Below are 21,741 nucleotides of genomic sequence, written 5' to 3'. Positions count from 1 at the left end.
GGGCAAGCCCGCTCCTACTGGCGTTCGCGCACCCAGAACAGGGTGGCCCCGGCCACGGCCGCCGGCATCATCAGGATGTTGAGGAAGGGCACCATCAGCACCAGGTACACCGAGCCGCCAAAGCCCAGGCTCTGCCAGCGCTTTTCGCGCAGCCAGGCGAGCATGTCCTGCCAGCTCATCTTGTGGTTGTCGGCCGGGTAGTCGATGTACTGGATGGCCATCATCCAGATACCGAACAACAGCCACAGCGGCGCCGCGATGATATTGACCACCGGGATCAGCGAGAGGATGAACAGGCCAAGCGCCCGGGGCAGGAAGTACCCCAGCTTGCGCATTTCACGCCCCAGGGTGCGGGGCACCATGGCCATCAGTTCGGCCCAGCTGAATGCCGGGAAGTCATCGGTGCCACGCACCACCACTTCGACCTTTTCAGCCAGAAAACCATTGAACGGCGCGGCAATGACGTTGGCCAGCATGGTGAAGGTGAAAAACACCATCAGCGCCACCAGGACCACGAACAGCGGCCATAGCACATAGCTCAGGAAGCTCAGCCAGCTCGGCAGGCTGGGCATCAGTGAATCGACCCAGAGGCTGAACTGATGACCGGCAAAGTAGATCAGGCCGACGAACAGCAGCAGGTTGACCGCCAGGGGCAGCAACACGAACAGGCGCAGGCTCGGGCTCAGGACCAGTTTCAGTCCTTCGCGCAGGTACTGAGGGCCAGAGAGGACAGGGGCTTGCATATAGGGCTCCGGGTGAAAGAAAACGCGCTGACCTTACCGAGTTTGGGCGGTCGGCGAAAGCGCAGCGCAAAGCGGGACACGGGCTGTAACAAAACCTCGGCGGCTGCCGTTGTAAGGCCTCATAGACAAACACCTGTAGTCTTTAACGATAAATAGAGCCGGCCTATAAGGTGGATTGTCTAAGGATATTTCCTTAATCTCTGCGGCCTCGCTAAAGTGCGCACAACTTTTCAACGCCTTCGAATTCACTTCTTCAAGGAGTTTTCATGAGCATTCTGGTCAACAAGCAAGCCCCTGATTTCGATGCGGCGGCGGTACTGGGCGACGGTTCGATCGTCGACAGCTTCAAGCTTTCTTCCCTGCGCGGCAAATACGTCGTGCTGTTCTTCTGGCCGCTGGACTTCACCTTCGTCTGCCCGTCGGAAATCATCGCTCACAACAATCGCATGGATAAATTCCGTGAGTTGGGTGTCGAGGTGGTGGGTGTGTCCATCGACTCGCAGTTCACTCACTACGCCTGGCGCAATACGCCGGTAGAGAAGGGCGGTATCGGCGAAGTCGAGTTCACCATGGTGGCCGACGTGACCCACGAGATCACCCGTGCCTACGGTATCGAGCACGAAGCTGGCGTGGCCCTGCGTGCCTCGTTCCTGATCGACCAGCAAGGTGTGGTTCAGCACCAGGTGGTGAACAACCTGCCGCTGGGTCGTGAAGTCGACGAGATGATCCGCCTGGTCGAAGCCCTGCAGTTCACCGAACAGCACGGCGAAGTCTGCCCAGCCGGCTGGCGTCCAGGCCAGAAAGGCATGAAGGCTGACGCCAAGGGCGTTGCCGACTACCTGGCCGAGAACGCCAACAGCCTGTAAGGCCGCTGCGCTTCAACGTTTTTCAGGACCTGCGACCCAAAGCCTTCCCCAAGTGCTTCGCAGGTTCTTTTTTATTCCAGAAGCGGGCATGTGATTGCCCGCCTCGACAGGAGAGCGTCATGTCTGAAGTACGTCATTCGCGAGTGATTATCCTGGGTTCCGGCCCTGCCGGTTACAGCGCTGCGGTCTATGCCGCCCGTGCCAACCTCAAGCCGCTGCTGATCACCGGCATGCAGGCTGGCGGCCAGCTGACCACCACCACTGAAGTCGACAACTGGCCGGGCGACGCCCACGGCCTGACCGGTCCTGCGCTGATGCAGCGTATGCAGGAACACGCCGAGCGCTTCGAGACCGAAGTGGTGTTCGATCACATCAATGCCGTAGACCTGGCCAGCAAGCCGTTCACCCTCAAGGGCGACAGCGCCACCTACACCTGCGATGCACTGATCATCGCCACCGGCGCCAGTGCACGTTACCTGGGCCTGCCGTCGGAAGAGAGCTTCATGGGCAAGGGCGTTTCCGCCTGCGCGACCTGCGACGGTTTCTTCTACCGCAACAAGCCTGTGGCTGTGGTGGGTGGCGGCAACACCGCTGTCGAAGAAGCCCTGTACCTGGCCAATATCGCCAGCAAGGTCACCCTGGTTCACCGCCGCGAGACCTTCCGTGCCGAGAAGATCCTGGTCGACAAGCTCAACGCCCGTGTGGCCGAAGGCAAGATCGAGCTCAAGCTCAACGCCAACCTGGACGAAGTCCTGGGCGATGACATGGGCGTGACCGGTGCGCGCCTGAAGAACAACGATGGCAGCTTCGACGAAATCAAGGTCGACGGCGTGTTCATCGCCATTGGCCACACGCCGAACACCTCACTGTTCGAAGGCCAACTGACCCTCAAGGACGGCTACCTGGTGGTCAACGGCGGCCGTGACGGCAACGCCACCGCCACCAACGTCGAAGGCGTGTTCGCCGCTGGCGACGTGGCTGACCACGTCTACCGCCAGGCCATCACCTCGGCGGGTGCCGGCTGCATGGCCGCGCTGGATGTCGAGCGTTACCTGGATGGTCTGCAGAACGCTTCGCTGTAATTGAAATGATCGCGGGGCAAGCCCGCTCCCACAAGACCTGTGGGAGCGGGCTTGCCCCGCGATTTTTTTTGCCTGCGGTAAACCTCAGAGGCTCAAGCGCATGGACAGGTCCACCGCCTTGACATCCTTGGTCATGGCACCGATCGAGATGTAGTCCACGCCCGTCTCGGCAATCACCCGCAGGGTGCTTTCATTGACGCCGCCGCTGGCCTCGAGCTTGGCCTTGCCGGCATTCAGGCGTACCGCTTCGCGCATGTCGTCCAGGCTCAGCTCGTCGAGCATGACGATATCGGCACCGGCCTCCAGCGCTTCCTTCAATTCGTCCAGGCTTTCCACTTCGACTTCTACCGGTTTGCCGGGGGCGATGCGCCGGGCTGCGCTGATGGCCTGGGCAATGCCGCCGCTGGCAGCGATGTGGTTTTCCTTGATCAGGAAGGCATCGAACAGGCCGATGCGGTGGTTGTGGCAGCCGCCGCAAGTCACCGCGTACTTCTGCGCCAGGCGCAGGCCGGGCAGGGTCTTGCGGGTGTCGAGCAGCTTGACCTGGGTGTCGGCCACTTTGTCGGCCAAAAACTGTGCGTGGGTGGCCACACCCGAAAGCAGCTGCAGGAAATTCAGCGCGCTGCGCTCGCCGGTCAGCAACGAACGGGCCGGGCCTTCGAGGTGAAACAGCGGCTGGTTGGCCTTGGCCCGCTCACCATCCTTGACCTGCCAATGCACCGCCACCCGCGGATCGAGCTGGCGGAACACCGCATCGACCCAGGCGGTGCCGGCGATCACGCAATCATCGCGGGTAATGATGGTGGCCTTGGCCAGGCGCTCGGCCGGGATCAGTTGGGCGGTGATGTCGCCACTGCCCACGTCTTCAAGCAACGCACGGCGCACGTTGGCTTCGATTTCGGCGGTCAGGTCGGCGAGGCGTAAATTCGGCATGGCGAGCTCCACAAGCTAAGTGCCCGGGATTATAGGGCAGGGTGGGGCGCGCTTGCAGCAAGCACGGCAAGCTTGACCTTTGGTCAGGCCAAATGAGCTTTTGGCGCGCTAGCCGGTCTATCACCACTCGCACCACCGAAGACACTGCCTGAACTGGCGAGTGTCCAGTTTTTGCCAGATAATGCGACTTGTATTTGGCGTCATAGCTTTGACGATTTATCGATTCATTTCACATTTTCACCCAGCAAGGAGTCCGGGATGCACAAAGACGGGAAGGTGGTGCCGATCACGGCCTCCATCGAACAGGCGCACAGCGCGCCGCTTGCTCGTCTGCCCGTGGTGCTCCTGCAAGTGCGTGACAAGGCTGCCCTGCACCTGCGCCAGGGCTTGCAGGCGTTGTTCGACAATGCCGACGACACCCTGTTCGAGATGGCCGACAAGGCTGCCAGCAACAGTGAGCAGAACTACCTCTTCGAAGCCATGCGCGACCTGCGCCTCAAGCGCAAGAACATCGAGCGCGGCTACCTCGATCGCTTCTACCAGGCATTCGTGCGCCTCAGCCAGACCGACCCGATGCCGCTGGCGCCCCCCGGTAGCGGCTATGACAAGCTGGTGCTGGTAGCCAACGATGAACTTGAGCGCACGGTGGCCCTGGATGCCATGGTTGCCCGGGTGCTGGCCCGCGATGGCTTTGCCCTCAACCAGTTGACCTTGCGCTTCGCGGCCCTGACCAGGCAGGCCCTGGATGACCGGAGCAATCCACTGGGGCCGGCCATGCTCTGCGAGTATTTTCTCCAGGCCGGGCGCAACCTGGGGGTTGGCATCAAGGTCAAGCTGATCATCCTCAAGCTGTTCGAGCGCTATGTGCTGCAGGACGCCGACCAGTTGTACGGCGAAGCCAACCAGCTACTGGTGGCCACCGGCATCCTGCCTGAACTCAAGTCGGTGCCCCGTCGCCGTGTCGAGGACCGCAGCGCTTCCAGTCGCAGCGACCCGGCCAACCAGGAGGGCGACGAACGCCTGGGTGCCACCCTGGATGCCAACGAGCAAGCCGTGTTCAGCGCCCTGCAATGCTTGCTGTCGCGGGTCCGTGGTCGGGTCGCGCCGCGGCTCGAGGCCGGCAATGCGGTGCAGCCGATCAGCACCCGCGACTTGCTGCGCTTGCTCTCGCATCTGCAGCACTATGTGCCGCCCACCCCGCAGGTGGATGACTTCGACCTGCATCAGCAGCTTGAGCAGTTGCTCACCCGGGTCAGTGTCAAGAGCGGGACCTACCGCAAGGTCGAAGGGGTCGATGAGGATGTGATCAACCTGATCGGCATGCTCTTCGACTTCATTCTGGTCGACCACAACCTGCCGCATTCACTGCGCGTATTGATCGGCCGCATGCAGATTCCGCTGCTCAAGGTCGCGGTGCTCGACAAGCGTTTTTTCAGCCGCAGCAGCCACCCGGCCCGACGCCTGCTCAACGAGATCGCCACCGCCGCCATGGGCTGGGATGCCGGTGACGACTGTCAGCGCGACGCCCTGTACCCGCGGGTGGAAAAGATCGTCCAGCGGTTGCTCAGCGACTTTGTCGACGACCCGGCGATTTTTTCCGACTTGCTGGCCGAATTCCTTGCCTTCAACAGTGATGAACGGCGACGCAACGAGCTGCTCGAACAACGTACCCGCGATGCCGAGGAGGGGCGGGCCCGGGCCCAACTGGCGCGCCAGCGGGTGCAACAGGAACTGAACCGACGCCTGCTCGGCAAAACCCTGCCGCGGGTGGTGGTGCGCCTGCTCGAAGAAGCCTGGAGCCAGGTGTTGCTGCTGGCCTGCCTTAAGCATGGCGACAGCTCGGCCCAGTGGGTCGGGGGCCTGGAGACCATGGATACCTTGATCTGGAGCGTCGAGCCGCATGACGAGGACGACGCCGCCCAGCGCCTGCTGGCAGTCGTGCCCGGCCTGCTCAAGGCCTTGCGCGAAGGCCTGGCCAGTGCCGCCTTCGATCCCTTTGCTACCAGCGAATTCTTCGCCCAGCTCGAAGCCCTGCATGTCCAGGCGTTCGATGCACCGTTCACCCGCCACGGCGAAGCTATCGAGCGAGTGCTGGTGCTCGATGAGATTGTCCTCGCCAACCCCGAACACCCGGCGCCCGCGCACGGCCTGGTACACCTGGCCGATGATGATCCGGCCTTGCTGCAGGTGCAGCGCTTGCGAATCGGCAGCTGGGTCGAGTTGACGGAGGACGGCGACGTGCAGCGTTGCAAGCTCATCGCACAGATCGACAGCACCGACCGGTTCATCTTCGTCAATCGCACCGGTATGAAGGTGCGTGACTATTCGCGCATGGCGCTGGCGGTTGCCCTGGGCCGTGGCGATGTGCGCCCGCTGGATGACACGCTGCTGTTCGATCGCGCGCTGGACTCGGTGGTCAGCCAACTGCGCCTCGCCCAGGCTCGCTAGCCTCGATGGTGTTTTAACGATGCATCCCGCACCGCCTCGGGGCATACTGGGGCAGTGCTCTCGTGCCTCAGGATTTTCTATGCAACTGGACCGCGCTACAGGCTGGTTCGCCGGTGTCACCCATTGCCCCTCGCCGAACTTCAACACCCGCCCCGAGGGTGAGGTCATCTCCCTGCTGGTGATTCACAACATCAGCCTGCCGCCTGCGCAGTTCGGCACCGGCAAGGTCCAGGCGTTTTTCCAGAATCGCCTGGACCCCAACGAACACCCCTATTTCGACGGCATCAAGGATTTACGGGTGTCGGCGCATTTCTTCATCGAACGCGACGGCAAGGTCACCCAGTTCGTCTCCTGCCTGGACCGTGCCTGGCACGCCGGGGTTTCGTGCTTCGACGGGCGCCAGGCCTGCAACGACTTCTCCATTGGCATCGAGCTTGAAGGCACCGACGAGTTGCCCTTTACCGATGCCCAATACCACGTGCTCGAGCGATTGACCCGGCAGATCCAGGCGGCCTGGCCCGCCATCGGCCCACAGCGGATTCAAGGCCACAGCGACATTGCCCCGGGTCGCAAGACCGACCCTGGCCAGGCATTCGACTGGCCGCGCTACCGTGCGGCCCTCAAGGACAACGAGGACAGATCATGACTTTTCTGGTGTTGTTACTGGTGTTGTGGTTCGAGAAGTTCTCGGCCCTGCGCCAGCGACTGCAGCGCGATGGTTTTTTCCGCAGCGAATTGGCTCGCCTGGAGCGCAACGGTAAAAGCCATCCCTGGTGGGTGCTGGCGATTCTGGTGCTGCTGCCGGTGGCGCTGCTGGCCTTGCTGACCCATGTGCTCGAGCCGGTCGCCTATGGGTTGTTGGCGCTGCCGGTGCATTTGCTGGTGCTCATATACAGCCTCGGCCGAGGCGATGTGAAGGCCTCCCTGGGGCCCTTTCGCGATGCCTGGCGACGTGGCGACGAGCAAGCGGCTGTGCATGTGGCCGAACGCGACCTGGGCGTGACGGGCGATAGCGCCCAATCCTTGCTCGAACGGGTCCAGGGGCATTTGCTGTGGCAGGCCTACCAGAGTTTTTTTGCGGTCATTTTCTGGTATGTGCTGCTGGGGCCCGCCGCTGCGCTGGCCTATCGCTTGCTGGCGCTGACGGCCGAGCACGCCCGTCAACCGGCGTTGCAGGAGCGCGCCCAGCAATTGCGTCATGCCTTCGACTGGGCACCGGTACGGGTGCTGGGCGTGAGCTTTGCGCTGGTGGGCAATTTTGTCGCCGTGAGCCGGGTCATGCTGCATGAACTGCTCAACTGGAACATTACCGCCTCCCGGCTGATTGCCTCGGTAGGCCAGGTGGCGGGGGACATGCCCGCCAACACCGGGGCAGGCCCCGATGGCCTGGTCGGGCTGGACTCGCTGTGGGAGCTGTTGCTGCGCTCGGCGGTGCTCTGGTATGCCTGTTTTGCCCTGTGGACGGTGCTTGGCTGAGGCCGCTTGCGGGGCGGCCATTGGTCCGCCCCGCGGGCGTTTACCTTAAGTTACAAAACCCCCTTCCGATATACGTTATACAGGTGCCGGTGATGACCATCGGTGGCCTAGTGCCATTGTGCGCGCAATAACAATAAGAATCGGAGGGTGCACCCTTGAAGAGCCTGTTGTATCCGGCCATCGCGCTGATGAATCGACTGAGCTTCGGGATGAAGTTCAGCCTGATCAGTATTCTGTTTTTCCTGCCCATGCTGGTGACCAACTATTACCTGGTCCGCGACTCCTATCGCCAGTTCCATGCCACCCAGGTCGAGCTGCAGAGTCTGGAATTGCTAGGCAACAGCCTGGCCTTGCGTGGCGACCTGGAAACTCTCGGCAACCTGGTGCAGATCAATGCGGTGCTCGGGCAGTCGGGCAAGGCCAAAGACGTCGAGGCGCAGATCGCCAGCCTCGAACAACACGTCCAGGGCCGGGTTTCGGGGCTTTCGGCCGTAGTCGCCGATGAAGAGCAGGCCCGGGACTTTCACGCCGCGCGTGACGAAATGCTTTCGCAACTGAAGGCTGTCCAGGCAGAGTCGTCGCTGCAGAGCAAGGTCGCCATGCTGGACAAGCTGCTGGGCCAGGCCCAGGTGCTGAGCAAGATGATTGCCAGCCAGGCGGGGCTCAATCAGGACAGCGATTCGGCCGTCCGCCAACTCAGCGAACTGATGACCACGGTTACTCCCGAAGTCACCCAGGCGCTGGGCGAGGGGCGGGCAATGGGGGCGTATTCGCTGGGGCAGGGTTATCTCAACTCGGCGGTCAGTACCCGTTTTGAAGATTTGCTGCAGCGCCTGGATAAACTGGCTGCCGACTATGCGCTCAAGCTCCAGGACGCCCTGGCCACCGAGCCCGGCGCCCAGGCTACCCTGGGCAGCCTGGCCCAGCGCAGCCAGGCTTCGCTCAAGCAGGCCGGTGAGTTGTTCGAAGAACAGGTTGTGGTTGCCGATACCCTGGACGCCCCTTGGCCGGCGTTCTACCAGCAAGTCAGCGACCTGATGGCACAGACCTACGCATTGAACACGGCGACAGGCGAGTTCCTCAATCAGCTGTTGCAGGAGCGTCTTGCCGAGCATCGCCTGCACATGATCCTGCTGGTGTCGGCCCTGGCCTGCGTCTTCTTGTTGATCGTCTACCTCTACGGCGGCTTCTACGCCTCGACTCGCGACACGCTTACTTCCCTTGGCGCAGTGATGGACAAGGTCGCCGCGGGCGACATGACGGTGAATTTCCGGCCCAGCAGTCGCGATGAGCTGGGGGAACTGGGGCAGGTGTTCAATGGCACCGTGCAGCGGATTCATGACCTGATCGAGCAGGTCGGCCACACCGTGGTCGAGGTCGAGCGCCAGGCCGAGCAAGTGCATGCGGTGTCGGCACGCAGCAACCAGGCGGTCAGTGGCCAGCGCGGGCAGATCGAGCAAGTGGCCACGGCCATGAACCAGATGTCGGCCACTGCCCAGGAGGTGGCGCGCAGTGCAGCGGCGGCGGTCAACAGCGCCCACAGCGTGAACCAGGAGACCGTCAGCGGGCGCGGCCTGGTGGAGTCCCAGCAGGGCAATATTGCCCGCCTGGCCGGGGAAATCGACCAGTCGGTGGCGGTGATCCACCAGTTGGCCAGTGACAGCCAGGCTATCAGCCGGGTACTGGAGGTGATCAAGAGCATCGCCGAGCAGACCAACCTGTTGGCCCTCAATGCCGCTATCGAGGCGGCTCGGGCCGGGGAGCAGGGTCGTGGGTTTGCCGTGGTGGCCGATGAAGTCCGTACCCTGGCCAAGCGTACCCAGCAGTCGACCGAGGAAATCGAGCAAATGATCTCGCGCCTGCAGGGCGGCGTCGGTGCGGCGGTCAAGGCGATGGACGCCAGTCACCAGGTGGCGGCGGGTACGGTCGGTCAGTCGCAGCAGGTGCAGCAGGCGCTGGAGAACATCCTCGGCGCGGTGGGCAGTATCGTCGACCAGAACCAGCAGATTGCCGCTGCGGTAGAGCAACAGACGGCAGTGGCCCAGGACATCGACCAGAACATCGTCGAGATCAACCGGGCAGCGGAACACACCACCCAGGGCGCGCACCAGACCGAGGACGCCAGCCGCCAGCTGTCAGCCCAGGTGATGGAACTCAAGCGCTTGATCGGTGCATTCAGGGTGTGAGTGATGTTGCTGAACTTTTCCACGCTGTGACAAAGTAGCGCCCTGAAGGATTCCAGGGAGCCGGATGTGTCGGCAACGCCGCGGGTGTAGTCTCACCCTCACAGCAACGGAACCTCGAGTCCCCGCGATTCGGCTCCCTCAGCAAATTCACTGACGAGGTACAGACATTGGCCATCATCCATCCTAAAGTTCGCGGTTTTATCTGCACCACTACGCACCCGACCGGTTGCGAGCTCAACGTACGTGATCAGATCGAAGCCACCCGCAAACAGGGCGTGCGCAAGGATGGTCCGAAGAAGGTCCTGGTCATCGGTGCATCCAGCGGCTACGGCCTGGCGGCTCGCATCACCGCCGCCTTCGGTTTTGGCGCCGATACCCTGGGCGTGTTCTTCGAGAAGCCGGGCACCGAGACCAAGCCGGGTACCGCTGGCTGGTACAACGCTGCAGCCTTCGACAAGTTCGCCAAGGCCGAAGGCCTGTACAGCAAGTCGATCAACGGTGACGCCTTCTCCGACGAAGCCCGCGCCAAGGTGATCGAACTGATCAAGAACGAAATGGGCGGCCAGGTCGACCTGGTGGTCTACTCGCTGGCATCGCCGGTGCGCAAGCTGCCGCAGACCGGTGAACTGGTACGCTCGGCGCTCAAGCCTATCGGCCAGCCGTACAAGTCGACCGCCATCGACACCAACAAAGACACCATCATCGAAGCGTCCATCGAGCCTGCGACCGAGCAGGAAATCGCCGATACCGTGACCGTGATGGGCGGACAGGACTGGCAGCTGTGGATCGACGCCCTGGACGGTGCCGGCGTACTGGCGCCACAAGCGCGCACCGTGGCCTTCAGCTACATCGGTACCGAAATCACCTGGCCGATCTACTGGCACGGCGCGCTGGGCAAGGCCAAGCAAGACCTGGACGAAACCGCCAAGCGACTGAACAGCAAGGTGGGCGGTGGTGCCAATGTCGCGGTACTCAAGTCGGTGGTGACCCAGGCCAGCTCCGCCATTCCGGTGATGCCGCTGTACCTGTCGATGGTCTTCAAGATCATGAAGGAAAAGGGTGTTCACGAAGGCACCATCGAGCAACTGGACCGCTTGTTCCGTGACCGCCTGTACCGGGCCGATGGCGCGCCGGCGGCGCTGGACGAAGAAGGTCGCCTGCGCCTGGACGACTGGGAACTGCGCGATGACGTGCAGGACGCCTGCAAGGCACTGTGGCCAACCGTGACCACCGAAAACCTGTTCACCGCGACCGACTACGAGGACTACAAGCGCGAGTTCCTCAAGCTGTTCGGCTTCACGCGCCAGGATGTGGACTACGACGCCGACGTGGCCACTGACGTGAAGTTCGACTGCATCGAACTGTAAGTACCCCGTCATCGCCGCTCCCGCTTGTGCAGGGGCGGCGATTTGCTTGAGGTTCGTGACATGAGCAGCCTCGAAAGTTTTCCGCCCCTGCCGCTTTCCAGCAACACCGCACACGCCTTTCGCGAACGGGCTGCCGACGGTTACACCCTCGGTGGTTTCAGTTGGCGCCATGCCCTGCCGGACAGCACCCGCCCGGTAGTGATCATCAACGCTGCCACCTCGGTACGTTGCAGCTACTACGCCCGCTTTGCCCAATACCTGTTCAGCCATGGTTTCGATGTCATGACCTATGACTATCGCGGCATTGGCGTGTCGCGCCCGGCATCGATGCGGCATTTCAAGGCCAGCTGGACCGACTGGGGCTCCCTGGATTTCGAGGCGATGTTGCAACGCGCCGCCCGCGAGTTCCCGGGGCAACCCATCGATGTGGTCGGTCATAGCTTCGGTGGTTGTGCGGCGGGTTTGGCGGCGTCGGCCGACCAGTTGCGCAGGCTGGTCACGGTGGGGGCACAGTTCGCCTACTGGCGTGATTACGCCCGTGACAGTCGCTGGCAGTTGTTCGGCAAATGGCATGTGCTCATGCCGCTGCTGACGCGGGTGTTCGGTTATTTTCCCGGCAAGCGGCTGGGTTGGCTGGAAGACACCCCGGCGGGGGTAGTGAAGGATTGGAGCACCCTGACTGCGGCCTACGAGCGGCGCCCCAGTGGCAAGACGCTTGGGCAATTGCCGTTTGCCAGGGTCAAGGCGCAAACCCTGGCCATCAGCCTGACCGATGACCCGTTCGGCACCGTGGCGGCCATCGAGCGGCTATTGGGGTATTTCGAATCCAGTGCGCGAAGTCATTTGCGCATCGCCCCTGCGGATATCGATGAAGCGCAGATCGGGCATTTTGCTTTTTTCCACAATCGCTTCCAAACCCGGCTTTGGCCAATTGCCCTGCAGTGGCTCCAGCAGGGGCAACTGGCCGACGGTACGCCAGGCAGCGTGGTGACGCTTAGCGAGCGGTGAGCGGCTGGGCGTCGAACTTCACCCCGGCCAGGCCGTGCTGGATCAGTGCACGGATGTTGGCGTGGTCGCTGCCCTCGGGCGTTGCCAGCACCGAACGGTAGTGCTCGCCGAAGGCCAGCAAGGCTTCCTGATCGCTGAAACCCTCGAGCAGGGCCAGGCCCAGGGTCTTGCAGGAGCCTTCGTTCTGCCCGGCGGCGTTTTCGACGCCCCCATTGTTGAAGGCTTGGGGCTGGTAGTCGTAGTGCGCTGCGATGAATGCCAGGGTGTCGGCGAAGAGGTGCTCGCCGCTGTTCAGGCGTTGGCGCAGGGTGTTCAGATCAGTCATTAGGCTTTCCTTTGGCGAACGCCGCCTGTTGTTCGGCGCTGGCTTCTTTCTGGTATTGGGCTTTCCATTCGGCATACGGCATGCCGTAGACCACTTCGCGGGCCTCATCCATGCTCAGGTCGATCTGGCGTTCGTCGGCCGCGGCCTTGTACCACTTGGACAGGCAGTTGCGGCAGAAGCCGGAGAGGTTCATCAGGTCGATGTTCTGCACATCCTTGCGGCTGTCCAGGTGGGCAACCAGCCGGCGGAAGGCGGCGGCTTCGAGTTCAAGCTTCTGTTGATCGTTCATGGTCGTTCTCGTGACAAGGGCGATTCAGTCTACTGCGATGCGGTTCTTCAGGTGGCGGCCGCCGTTGATCACGACGTTGCTGCCGGTGCTGTACTGGCTTTCGAGCAGGAACCGCACCGCCTCGATCAGCGGCTGGGCGCCGGGCTCGAATTCCAGCAGGGCCTTTTTCAGGGTTTGCCGGCGGTAGGCCTCGTCGCTGTTTTCCTTGAGGATCAGCAGCCCGGGCAGGATCGCGTTGACCCTCACCACCGGTGCATATTTTTCGGCGAACGACAGCACCATGTTCTGCAGCGCGGCCTTGGTGGCGGCATAGCCGATGTGGCTCTTGCTGCCGCGCGAAGAGGTCTCGTCGCAGATGTGGATGATATCGGCCTTGTCCAGTTTCAGCAGTTGCTCGCCCAGCGCCAGGTTCAGGTGGTAGGGCGCCTCGACGTGCAGCTTGAACATGGTATTGAGGTTGGCCAGGTCGTCATCGAGCCACAACGAGGCGTTGTGGATGATCGCCCGCAGGCCATCGTAGTTGCTCTTGAGATGGTCGATCAGGGCCAGGCGGTCTTGCTCCTGGCACAGGTCGGCCTGGAACTGGATGATGTTGGGGTGGGCCGCATCGGGGCTTTTGCTGCGGCTGGCGCTGACCACGGTATGGCCGGCCTGCGCCAGGTTCAGGGCCAGCGCCAGCCCGACTCGCTGGCTGGCTCCGGTGACAAGAATTGGGCTCTTCATGGTGGGGGCGGTCAACTTTCACTGGTTCGCTTGGATAACCCCCAGCATACCCGAACTAGGCTGGATTGCGCGCGCCCTGCGGCCTGGCGCTACGGGCCGGGGCGTTGAGCCAGTTGGCCAGCAGGCGGGTCGACAACGGAATGAACAGATACACCATCAACGGCGTAAGCCCCAAAGTGCTGACCAGTATGCGTGGTACCAGGTCAAGGGCGCCGAGCCAGTGGCCGAACAGCAGGTTGAACAGCAGCGAAACCGGAAAGAACGCCAGCCAGATGGCGACGGCCTGCTTCCAGCGCGGCGGGCGCTGCACCGGATTGGTGCCAAACCAGCCATCCAGGCCGCTGGCCCGCAACTCCTGCGGTTGTTCGAACAGGCCGTTGCCCCGGGTGAGCCAGGCCTTGCGCGAGGCAGAGTGTTCCCACGCCTGCATGGTCTGCTCGTTGGTGAAGCGGAAGATGATCTGGAACTCGTCGCCTTGCGCAGGCGGCGCAAGCACGCCCGAGCCCAGGTAGCCGGTAAAGTCGGTGGCCAGTTGTTCGCCTTCGTGCAGCCAGGCCATCAGGTCCTGATAGCGGCCTTGGGCACCGCGGCGCGTCACCATCAGGGTGACGGGTGGGGTAGACATCGTGTATCTCCTGGCATCTGGGCGTGGCGGGTGGCCTGCCCAAGGAATGTCGCCCGGGGTGATGGGCGGCATCTGGCTGCATGCAAAAAACGGGCGCGGATTATTGCCGAAAATATCTGACCCGTCAGTGCTGGCAAACACGTCGTGCTGTCCGAAATGCCAATGGTCGTGTTTCCACCCCCGGAGTAGAATGCCCGTTGGCCCTTGAATCGTGGTTTTCCGGCAATGATCGAACCTGCCCAGCCTGCGTTGAACCCCGGCGATCTCGAGCACGAGGAGCTGTTTCCCATTCGTGAAGTGTCGCGCCTGACTGGCATCAACCCGGTCACCCTGCGAGCTTGGGAGCGCCGGTATGGGCTGATCCAGCCCACGCGCACCGAAAGTGGGCACCGCCTGTACTCCCAGGCCGATATCGATGAAGTGCGCAGTATCCTCGGCTGGATCGAGCGGGGGGTAGCGGTCAGCAAGGTCGGCAAGATCCTCGCCCGCAGCCACAGCCTCAAGACCCAGGCAGAACCGCAGCACAACCCTGCGTTCCAGAACGATTTCAAGCAGTGGCAGCTACAACTGCGCCAGGCCGTACGGGCCTTCGACGAGCGGCGGCTGGGGCAGGTGTATGGCCAGGTATTCGGCAGTTATCCACTGGTGGTGGCATTCCAGGACATCCTCATGCCGGTGTGGCAGGAACTGCGCAGCACGCGCGAAGCCTTCGGGCAGACCAGCGAATGGCTGTTTCTCGATGGTTTTTTGCGGGGACGGGTGCTGCAGCGCCTGCAACTGGCCGAAGAGCAGCAGGAGGTGAGGGTTGTGCTGGCGGCCATTCCCGATCATTGCCGGGAACTGGAGCTGCTGGTGGCGGCATTGCTGCTGGGTAGCAGTGAAATTGCCGTGACGGTGTTGAGCCTGGGGCAACCGGTGGAGGAGTTGGCGCTGGTTTGCGAGCACATGGCGCCCCATGCCCTGGTGCTGTACTCCAACCACCCGCCGGCGCTGGACCTGCCCAAGCGCCTGGCACGCCTGGCCCTGGCACTGGAGTGCCCGTTGTTACTGGCGGGGGAGGCGGCGGACCTGGCTCAGGACAGCCTGGTCGGTTCGCAGGTGGCTTGCCTTGGCAGCGAGGCACGCCTGATGCGTCGCCGCCTGCAGCAATACCTGGATGGTCACCTGGATAGCTGAGGGTGAAGCTCCGGGTGCGCCTGGCGATGGGCCTGGAGGATGAACTCGCGTAGCCGTTCGATTTCCTGAGGCTGGGTGGTGCTGAGGTTGTAGGCCGCCAGACTGTCGCCGGTGCGCCGTTGCAGCACGCCCTGCAGGGCAATCGGCGAACCGTTGGCCGGGGTGAACCAGAGGTTGAAGGTCTTGGGGGGCTCGGGCTGGTCGCGAATTTCGATCAGCACGCCTTTAAAGGAAATTTCCCGTACCCACAGGCCTGCACTCAGGCCCAACTCGTCTTCCAGTGCCACCGGTTCGTCCAGGGTCAAGCGCCATGGCCGGACCGTGGGGCCTTGTTCGTAGATGTTCGGCGCCCCGAGCTGAAGGTGCAGGGAGTGGAATTCGTCTTCGACCAGTTGCAGCGCAAAGGTCATTTGCTGATTGTCGAACTGTGCCTGCAGGGTGACCTGTTCCTGGGCGATCAGCCGGGTCAGCAGGTCTTTGATCTCGCTGCCGCCATTGACCAGCAGACGTGACGCCGGCTCAGCCATCGCGGGCTGTGACGTGTGCTGCATGGACCTGATGAAATCCAGCTCATCCTGAGTCAGGAGGGCATCTGCTTGCATGATCGAACTCGAAAATGTCAGTCGTGAATGCATTTCTTCACCGAGATGGACAGCCAAACGGTGGTTTAGTTTTTTACCGTTGGTCGCTTTCCAGTTCGGCAATGCGTGCCCGAGCCTGCGCAAGCTCACGTTCCAGTTCGATCACCCGCTGTTCGGCCTCGACCTGGCGGCTGACATCTTTCTGGATGCCGATGAAGTACTTGAGCTGGTCGGCTTCGTTGTACACCGGGGTGATCGACAGCTCGTTCCAGAAGGCACTGCCGTCCTTGCGGTAGTTGCGCAGGATCTCCCGACTGGGCTGGCCGCTCTTGATGGCCTCACGGATCAGGCGGCGGGGCGCCTGCTCACGGTCGTCGTTCTGCAGGAAGCGGCAGTCGCGGTAGAGGATATCGTTGGCGTCGTAGCCGGTCAGGCGCTCGAACGCCGGGTTCACGTAGATCAGGATGGTGTCGTCGTCGCCTTCCTGTTCGGCGACCACGATGCCATCGTTGGAGGCGTCAATCATGCGTTGCAGCAGTTTGGCGTTGATCATCGAATAGTTCGCAAGGTCTATTGGAGCGAGCACGGCGGCTGATTCTAGTTTATTGGTCGGGGACTCACACCTGGAGAGTGAGGCCTTTTGCCAGTGTCCGATGTTAGTATCCTACGTTTTTACTCAGTTTCGGAATCCACTATGAAAGTCGCCATCCTTTCCGGTTCGGTCTACGGCACGGCCGAAGAAGTCGCACGGCATGCCGAATCCCTGCTCAAGGCCGCAGGTTTCGAGGCCTGGCACGCTGCCCGCGCCACCTTGCAGGACCTCCAGGGCTTTGCGCCCGACGCTTTTCTGGCCGTGACCTCGACCACTGGCATGGGTGAGTTGCCGGATAACCTGATGCCGTTGTTCAGCGAAATTCGCGATGTGCTGCCCGCCGCCTGGCGCGGCCTGCCCGGTGCGGTGATCGGCCTGGGTGACTCCAGCTACGGCGATACTTTCTGTGGGGGTGGCGAGCAGTTGCGCGAGCTGTTCGCCGAGCTGGGTGTCAATGAAGTGCAGCCGATGCTGCGCCTGGATGCCAGTGAAACCGTCACGCCTGAGACTGATGCCGAGCCGTGGCTGGCAGAGCTCATCGCTAAACTGCGAGGCTGATCACGACGACTGCGGTTGCTCGCGCAGCAACTGCAGCCAGGCCTGCGCGGCGCGTGACAGATAGGCGCCCTGGCGCCAGATGAAGGCGATGTCCCAGCGCAGGTCGGTGGGCTCGCTCAACGCCAGGCGGACCACGCCGGGGCGTTCCAGTCCCCTAGCCACCACGCTGGGCAGCAACACAACTCCCTGGCCAGCCGCCACCAGCGCTGCGAGAAAGTCGGCCTGGCCACTACGGCCTCCCTCCCGGGGAGTGAACCCCAGTTGCTGGCAGGCACTGAGCAAACGATCGTTGAGTACGAAACTGCGCTGATACAGCAGGAACGGCGTGTCGGCCAGTTGTGCCAGGCTGACCTGGCCGGCATCGGCCAGTGGATGATCGACAGGCAACAGCGCATCGAGCGGTTCGTTGCAAAAGGGCTGGTAGGCGAATGCCGGGTCATTGGGCGTGAGGCTGCCGCCCAGTTCCAGTTCGCCGCTTTGCACGGCTTGTTCGACACTGCGGCTGCCACCTTCGAGCAAATGGATGCCGATGTTCGGGTAGCGACGCCGGTACTCGGCGAACAACCCGGCGAACAGCGCATCGCTACCCAGCAGGGGCAGGCCGAGGCGCAGTTCGCCACGGCCCAGATGGCTCAAGTCGTCGAGTTCGTTTTGCAGTTCCTGGCGCAGGCGCAGCATGGCTTCGCCACGCTCCAGGACGATCTTGCCGGCAGCGGTCAGGTGCAGGTGCGAGCCCTGGCGTTCAAGCAAGGGCGTGCCCAGGTCCTGTTCCAGTTGGGCCACTTGCTTGCTTACTGCCGACTGGCTGATGTGCAAGGTATGGGCGGCCTGGGTGAAGCCACCGCGATGGACCACTTCGATAAAACTGCGCAGCTGTTTGAATTCCATGTTCGTGATTCCATTGTGGAATGGAAGCAAGTCTAACAATTCGCTTTTGGCGTGTGGGGCAGGCTTCTAGAATGAAGGCCTGAAGAGGTCCCCTGCGATGAAACCCGCGTCTATCAAACGATTCCTGCGCTTGCTCGTCGAGCTTGCGGTCTTTCTTGGTCTCTATCTGTTCGGCGGCCAGTTGGCTGCCTGGCTGGGCTGGCCGATCCCGGGCGGGGTCATGGGCCTGGCCTTGCTGTTGCTGCTGTTCGCCCTGGGCTGGTTGAAGCCTGCCACCCTGCAACTGGGTGCGGGCCTGCTGATGGCCGAGATGCTGCTGTTCTTTATCCCTGCCCTGATGAGCCTGCTCGACTATGGCAGCCTGATGCGTGACGAAGGTTGGCGGATCTTGCTGGTGATCGGCGTCAGCACCTTGATGGTCATGGTGATGACGGCGGTGACTGTGGAGTGGGTGTGTCGCTGGAGGATGCGCCATGACGCTTGAGCCCATGCCTCTGTTCTGGTTGGCGCTGACCCTGCTGGCCTACCTGGGCAGCCGCTGGTTGTACCGGCGCACGGGCCGCTACCTGCTTTCTCCACTGATCCTGGTGCCCGCCCTGTTGCTGGCGGTCGCGGTGCCCTTGCACACGGCCTATGCCGAGTACGCGCGCAACACCCATTGGCTGATGTCGGTGCTGGGCCCGGTCACGGTGGCCTTTGCCGTGCCGATCTGGCAGCAGCGCACCTTGCTGGCGCGGCACTGGCCGGCCTTGTCGCTGGGCATGCTGGTGGGCAGTGCGGCGTCGATCGGCAGTTCCTGGGGGCTGGCGCACCTGCTGGCGCTGGACAATTCGGTGAGCTTGTCGTTGTTGCCGCGCTCGATCACCACCCCGTTTGCCATGCCCCTGGCCCGTGACCTGGGTGGGGTGCCGGAGCTGACGGCAGTGTTCGTAATGTTTACCGGGGTACTGGGTGCCCTGTTCGGCGGGGTACTGCTCAAGTTCCTGCCGCTGCGCACAGCTTTGGCCCGTGGTGCGCTGTTCGGAGTCGGTGCCCATGGTGCGGGCGTCAGTCGAGCTCATGAGGTAGGCGGCGAGGAAGGCTCTGTTGCGGGGCTGGTGATGGTCCTCACCGGGTTGCTCAACCTGTTTGCCGCGCCACTGCTCACAGTGTTGTTGTGATGCGCCTCTCTATTTGACCGGCTGACTCACAGGGTCAATAAGCTGGCTGCCAATGCAACTCACCTGCGAACCAGTACTGGCTAGACTGGATCCAATAGAGCACACGAATGTGCCGAGGTGATTGCAATGACCGCAGCCGCTGCCTTGCTCAGTGCGACCTACATCTACCGACTGGGACGCCCCTGATGCCTTTGGCCGAGATTCCATTGTGTGTCTGGAGGACCCGGGGCCTGAGCTTCTCGTTCCGAGACCAGAACATTCGATACTGGACGGCAGGGCAAGGTGAACCCCTGCTGCTTATCCACGGATTTCCCACCGCGAGCTGGGATTGGCACTACCTGTGGGCGCCACTGGCCCAACGTTTTCGGGTAATTGCCTGCGACATGCTCGGTTTTGGTGATTCGGCAAAGCCGCTGCATCACCGCTACAGCCTGATGGAGCAGACCGATCTGCAGCAGGCGTTGCTCAAGCACCTGCAGGTCGACCAGCCCGTGCACTTGCTGGCGCATGATTACGGCGCCAGCGTCTCCCAAGAACTGTTGGCGCGCCACCATGAGGGGCGAGCGCAGGTCGCCAGTTGTGTATTCCTCAATGGGGGCCTGTTTCCCGAACGGCACCGGGCGTTGCTGATCCAGAAGCTGCTGCTCAGCCGCCTGGGGTGGCTGGTGGGGCGCTCGTTCGGGCGTGATGACCTGGTACGCCATGTCACGCAGATCTACGGGCCTTGCACCCATCCCAGCGAAAGCGCGCTGGACGACTACTGGAGCCTGATCGCCACGAACCGCGGTACGCGGATCCTGCACAAACTGGTTGCCTATGTACCCGAGCGCACGACCTATCGCGAACGGTGGGTTGGCGCCTTGATGAGCAAAGCGGTGCCGTTGCGCTTTATCAACGGTGCGGTCGACCCGGTGTCCGGGGCACACATGCTCGAGCGCTACAACGAACTGGTACCCGACCCCGACTCGGTGTCGCTGCATGGCATCGGCCATTACCCCCATACCGAAGCGCCGGTACAGGTGCTGCGCCATTACCTGGAATTCCGTGAGCAGCCGCTGGCGCACATTCCCCAGAAAGTCGCCTGGTCGTGATCGGCCGGGCGCAACCCATCATCGCTTGACCTTATTGCCTGCCATTCACCCTGTGCCCGCTTGATTGTGTGCCGGCTGGTGCTGGCCGACACTCGGGCATCCCTTGCCGAATTGCTGGAGTGTTGAGCATGAACGATTCACTGCGCCTGGACGAAAAAGTGGTCATTGTCACTGGAGCCGGTGGTGGCCTGGGGCAGGCACATGCCTTGCTGTTCGCCCGCCATGGGGCGCGGGTGGTGGTCAACGACCTGGGCGGCTCGACCCATGGCGAAGGGGCCAGTACCTCGGCCGCCGACCGGGTGGTGGCGCAGATTCGCGAGGCAGGTGGCACGGCGGTGGCCAACCATGACTCGGTCAGCGACGGCCAGCGGATCGTCGAGCAAGCGCTGGACACCTTCGGCCGGGTCGATGTGCTGGTCAACAATGCTGGCATCCTGCGCGACAAGACATTCCACAAGATGGAAGACAGCGACTGGGAGCAGGTGTACCAGGTGCATGTCGAAGGCGCCTACAAGGTCACCCGCGCTGCCTGGACGCACCTGCGCGAACAGAATGGCGGGCGGGTGGTGTTCACCTCGTCGACCTCGGGCATCTACGGCAATTTCGGCCAGGCCAATTACGGCATGGCCAAGCTTGGCCTGTACGGCCTGACCCGCACCCTGGCCATTGAAGGACGCAAGCACGGCATCCTGGTCAACGCCATCGCACCCACCGGCGGCACGCGCATGACCGAAGGGTTGCTGCCACCGCAAGTGTTCGAACAGCTCAAGCCTGAACTCGTCAGCCCGTTGGTGGTGTATCTGGGAAGCGAACGGTGCCAGGACACTGGCGGCCTGTATGAAGTGGGGGGCGGCTGGATCGGCAAGGTGCGCTGGGAGCGCAGCCTGGGTGTGGGCTTCAACCCCCATGAAGGCTTCTCGCCGGAGGATGTGGCTGCCAACTGGGAGCGCATCGGCAATTTTGATAACGCCGTGCATCCCCACGACACCCTGGAGGCGTTGCAGCAGATGATGGCCAATCTGCAGAAGTATCAATAAGGCTCAAGCCCTGTGGTTGTGGTCGCCAACCGAAGTTACCTATGCTGGACGGCCACGATCGATACAGGAGTACAAGGGATGTACGAGTCCAAGAACGACGCCGTCATTTCGCCTCGCCAGTTTCGCTGGCGCCTGATGTGGCATGCCGTGGCAGCCTGCCTGCTGCTGATCGGCTCGGTACTGTTGGGGGTGGTGGGGCACCTGTACTTCGAGCCGCACATTCCGTTGCATGACGCCATTTTCAACGCCACTTTGCTGCTGGGTGGGGTGGGGCCGGTAATTCTCCCGCAGAGCATCGGTGGCAAGCTGTTCTTCGCCGGCTACGGCCTGTATGTAGGGCTGGTATTCGTCGCCACTATCGGCTTGATCTTCGCGCCAATCGCTCACCGCTTGCTGCACCGTTTTCATTTCGACGACAGCGATGACGACTGACCTGCGCGCATAAAAAAGGCCGCTACAGACGTAGCGGCCAAGTAAGACGCAGATCAAGGAGCTTCAAAATCAACGTCGGTGAACCTGGTGCCGGACCAGCGGGGTGTTCACGCCTTGAGTGTCCGGCCTGGAGGGCCTGTTGCTACAGTGCCGTC

The 21,741-nt window shown here is 62.4% G+C and carries 24 protein-coding genes and 1 pseudogene; 16 read left to right on the top strand and 9 right to left on the bottom strand.

The features are described 5' to 3' along the window. Positions 1-14: 14 nt before the first annotated feature. Positions 15-743 (bottom strand): sulfate transporter CysZ, encoded by a 729-nt coding sequence (gene cysZ, locus NPS58_RS24820; RefSeq protein WP_274117895.1) that lies wholly within the window; start codon positions 741-743, stop codon positions 15-17. Positions 744-1,009: 266 nt separating this feature from the next. Between cysZ and NPS58_RS24815 the strand changes: the two genes are divergently transcribed. Both NPS58_RS24815 and trxB read left to right on the top strand, forming a co-directional pair. Next, entirely contained in the window at positions 1,010-1,609 is a 600-nt protein-coding gene (locus NPS58_RS24815) for a peroxiredoxin (protein WP_274117894.1), read from the top strand. Positions 1,610-1,728: 119 nt separating this feature from the next. Further along, on the top strand, positions 1,729-2,691 hold the full coding sequence (gene trxB, locus NPS58_RS24810; protein ID WP_274117893.1) for a thioredoxin-disulfide reductase: 963 nt from the start codon (positions 1,729-1,731) through the stop codon (positions 2,689-2,691). A gap of 84 nt (positions 2,692-2,775) precedes the next feature. Here trxB and nadC read toward each other — a convergent pair whose 3' ends face one another. Beyond that, on the bottom strand, positions 2,776-3,624 hold the full coding sequence (nadC, locus tag NPS58_RS24805) for a carboxylating nicotinate-nucleotide diphosphorylase (protein WP_274117892.1): 849 nt from the start codon (positions 3,622-3,624) through the stop codon (positions 2,776-2,778). A gap of 258 nt (positions 3,625-3,882) precedes the next feature. On the opposite strand from nadC, the gene NPS58_RS24800 reads away from it, so the two are divergent. The 7 genes and pseudogenes from NPS58_RS24800 (at position 3,883) to NPS58_RS24775 (ending at position 12,109) form a co-directional block, all read left to right on the top strand. Beyond that, the gene (locus NPS58_RS24800; RefSeq protein ID WP_274117891.1) at positions 3,883-6,072 is read left to right on the top strand and encodes a DUF1631 domain-containing protein; all 2,190 of its coding nucleotides are present in this window, start codon (positions 3,883-3,885) and stop codon (positions 6,070-6,072) included. A 79-nt stretch (positions 6,073-6,151) separates the two neighbouring features. Beyond that, a complete protein-coding gene (gene ampD / locus NPS58_RS24795) occupies positions 6,152-6,718 on the top strand; it encodes a 1,6-anhydro-N-acetylmuramyl-L-alanine amidase AmpD (protein WP_274117890.1) in 567 nt (188 codons plus the stop codon). Further along, positions 6,715-7,548 carry a regulatory signaling modulator protein AmpE gene (gene ampE / locus NPS58_RS24790; protein WP_274117889.1) on the top strand — a complete coding sequence of 278 codons (834 nt, stop codon included), beginning with the start codon at positions 6,715-6,717 and terminating at the stop codon, positions 7,546-7,548. Before ampD ends, ampE begins: the two co-directional genes overlap by 4 nt. A gap of 188 nt (positions 7,549-7,736) precedes the next feature. Continuing rightward, positions 7,737-8,879: pseudogene (locus tag NPS58_RS29705) on the top strand (HAMP domain-containing protein); the annotation flags it as partial. Between the two features lie 141 nt (positions 8,880-9,020). Then, positions 9,021-9,734: a methyl-accepting chemotaxis protein gene (locus tag NPS58_RS29700; RefSeq protein ID WP_425313144.1), complete on the top strand. Its 714-nt coding sequence runs from the start codon at positions 9,021-9,023 to the stop codon at positions 9,732-9,734. Between the two features lie 167 nt (positions 9,735-9,901). Next, the gene (gene fabV / locus NPS58_RS24780) at positions 9,902-11,101 is read left to right on the top strand and encodes an enoyl-ACP reductase FabV (RefSeq protein WP_274117887.1); all 1,200 of its coding nucleotides are present in this window, start codon (positions 9,902-9,904) and stop codon (positions 11,099-11,101) included. A 60-nt stretch (positions 11,102-11,161) separates the two neighbouring features. Further along, positions 11,162-12,109: an alpha/beta hydrolase family protein gene (locus NPS58_RS24775; protein WP_274117886.1), complete on the top strand. Its 948-nt coding sequence runs from the start codon at positions 11,162-11,164 to the stop codon at positions 12,107-12,109. Here NPS58_RS24775 and NPS58_RS24770 read toward each other — a convergent pair. From NPS58_RS24770 to NPS58_RS24755, 4 genes are read right to left on the bottom strand one after another with little or no spacing between them, the layout of a single operon-like run. After that, positions 12,096-12,434, bottom strand: a complete 339-nt coding sequence (locus NPS58_RS24770; protein ID WP_274117885.1) for a HopJ type III effector protein — start codon at positions 12,432-12,434, stop codon at positions 12,096-12,098. The genes NPS58_RS24775 and NPS58_RS24770 overlap by 14 nt on opposite strands. Beyond that, positions 12,427-12,723 carry a DUF1244 domain-containing protein gene (locus NPS58_RS24765; protein ID WP_038614644.1) on the bottom strand — a complete coding sequence of 99 codons (297 nt, stop codon included), beginning with the start codon at positions 12,721-12,723 and terminating at the stop codon, positions 12,427-12,429. The genes NPS58_RS24770 and NPS58_RS24765 overlap by 8 nt, the downstream gene beginning before the upstream one ends. Positions 12,724-12,747: 24 nt before the next feature. Then, entirely contained in the window at positions 12,748-13,446 is a 699-nt protein-coding gene (folM, locus tag NPS58_RS24760; protein ID WP_274117884.1) for a dihydromonapterin reductase, read from the bottom strand. Positions 13,447-13,501: 55 nt separating this feature from the next. Beyond that, on the bottom strand, positions 13,502-14,071 hold the full coding sequence (locus NPS58_RS24755; RefSeq protein ID WP_274117883.1) for an antibiotic biosynthesis monooxygenase: 570 nt from the start codon (positions 14,069-14,071) through the stop codon (positions 13,502-13,504). Positions 14,072-14,296: 225 nt separating this feature from the next. Here NPS58_RS24755 and NPS58_RS24750 point away from each other — a divergent pair, with 225 nt between their 5' ends. Beyond that, the gene (locus tag NPS58_RS24750; RefSeq protein WP_274117882.1) at positions 14,297-15,247 is read left to right on the top strand and encodes a MerR family transcriptional regulator; all 951 of its coding nucleotides are present in this window, start codon (positions 14,297-14,299) and stop codon (positions 15,245-15,247) included. On the opposite strand, the gene NPS58_RS24745 is transcribed toward NPS58_RS24750, so the two are convergent. After that, positions 15,232-15,849, bottom strand: coding sequence for a hypothetical protein (locus tag NPS58_RS24745; RefSeq protein WP_274117881.1), 618 nt, complete (start codon positions 15,847-15,849; stop codon positions 15,232-15,234). The two genes, NPS58_RS24750 and NPS58_RS24745, sit on opposite strands and share 16 nt — an antisense overlap. 73 nt (positions 15,850-15,922) lie before the next feature. Further along, a complete protein-coding gene (locus tag NPS58_RS24740; protein ID WP_274117880.1) occupies positions 15,923-16,381 on the bottom strand; it encodes a PAS domain-containing protein in 459 nt (152 codons plus the stop codon). A gap of 141 nt (positions 16,382-16,522) precedes the next feature. Here NPS58_RS24740 and NPS58_RS24735 point away from each other — a divergent pair, with 141 nt between their 5' ends. Next, positions 16,523-16,978, top strand: a complete 456-nt coding sequence (locus NPS58_RS24735) for a flavodoxin (RefSeq protein WP_274117879.1) — start codon at positions 16,523-16,525, stop codon at positions 16,976-16,978. On the opposite strand, the gene NPS58_RS24730 is transcribed toward NPS58_RS24735, so the two are convergent. Beyond that, a complete protein-coding gene (locus NPS58_RS24730; protein ID WP_274117878.1) occupies positions 16,979-17,866 on the bottom strand; it encodes a LysR family transcriptional regulator in 888 nt (295 codons plus the stop codon). 97 nt (positions 17,867-17,963) lie between these two features. On the opposite strand from NPS58_RS24730, the gene NPS58_RS24725 reads away from it, so the two are divergent. From NPS58_RS24725 to NPS58_RS24705, 5 genes are all read left to right on the top strand, one after another. Next, complete coding sequence (locus tag NPS58_RS24725; RefSeq protein WP_274117877.1) at positions 17,964-18,350, top strand: CidA/LrgA family protein; 387 nt, start codon at positions 17,964-17,966, stop codon at positions 18,348-18,350. Further along, positions 18,340-19,026, top strand: coding sequence for an LrgB family protein (locus NPS58_RS24720; protein WP_274117875.1), 687 nt, complete (start codon positions 18,340-18,342; stop codon positions 19,024-19,026). The genes NPS58_RS24725 and NPS58_RS24720 overlap by 11 nt, the downstream gene beginning before the upstream one ends. A 185-nt stretch (positions 19,027-19,211) precedes the next feature. After that, on the top strand, positions 19,212-20,117 hold the full coding sequence (locus NPS58_RS24715) for an alpha/beta fold hydrolase (protein ID WP_274117874.1): 906 nt from the start codon (positions 19,212-19,214) through the stop codon (positions 20,115-20,117). A 128-nt stretch (positions 20,118-20,245) separates the two neighbouring features. Continuing rightward, positions 20,246-21,154 (top strand): SDR family oxidoreductase, encoded by a 909-nt coding sequence (locus NPS58_RS24710; protein WP_274117873.1) that lies wholly within the window; start codon positions 20,246-20,248, stop codon positions 21,152-21,154. A 78-nt stretch (positions 21,155-21,232) separates the two neighbouring features. Next, positions 21,233-21,586, top strand: a complete 354-nt coding sequence (locus NPS58_RS24705; RefSeq protein ID WP_274117872.1) for a hypothetical protein — start codon at positions 21,233-21,235, stop codon at positions 21,584-21,586. Positions 21,587-21,741 lie beyond the last annotated feature (155 nt).

The organism is Pseudomonas putida (genome assembly GCF_028682455.1).
GTDB lineage: Bacteria > Pseudomonadota > Gammaproteobacteria > Pseudomonadales > Pseudomonadaceae > Aquipseudomonas > Aquipseudomonas putida_AA.
This window is presented reverse-complemented; position numbering and strand designations above follow the sequence as displayed.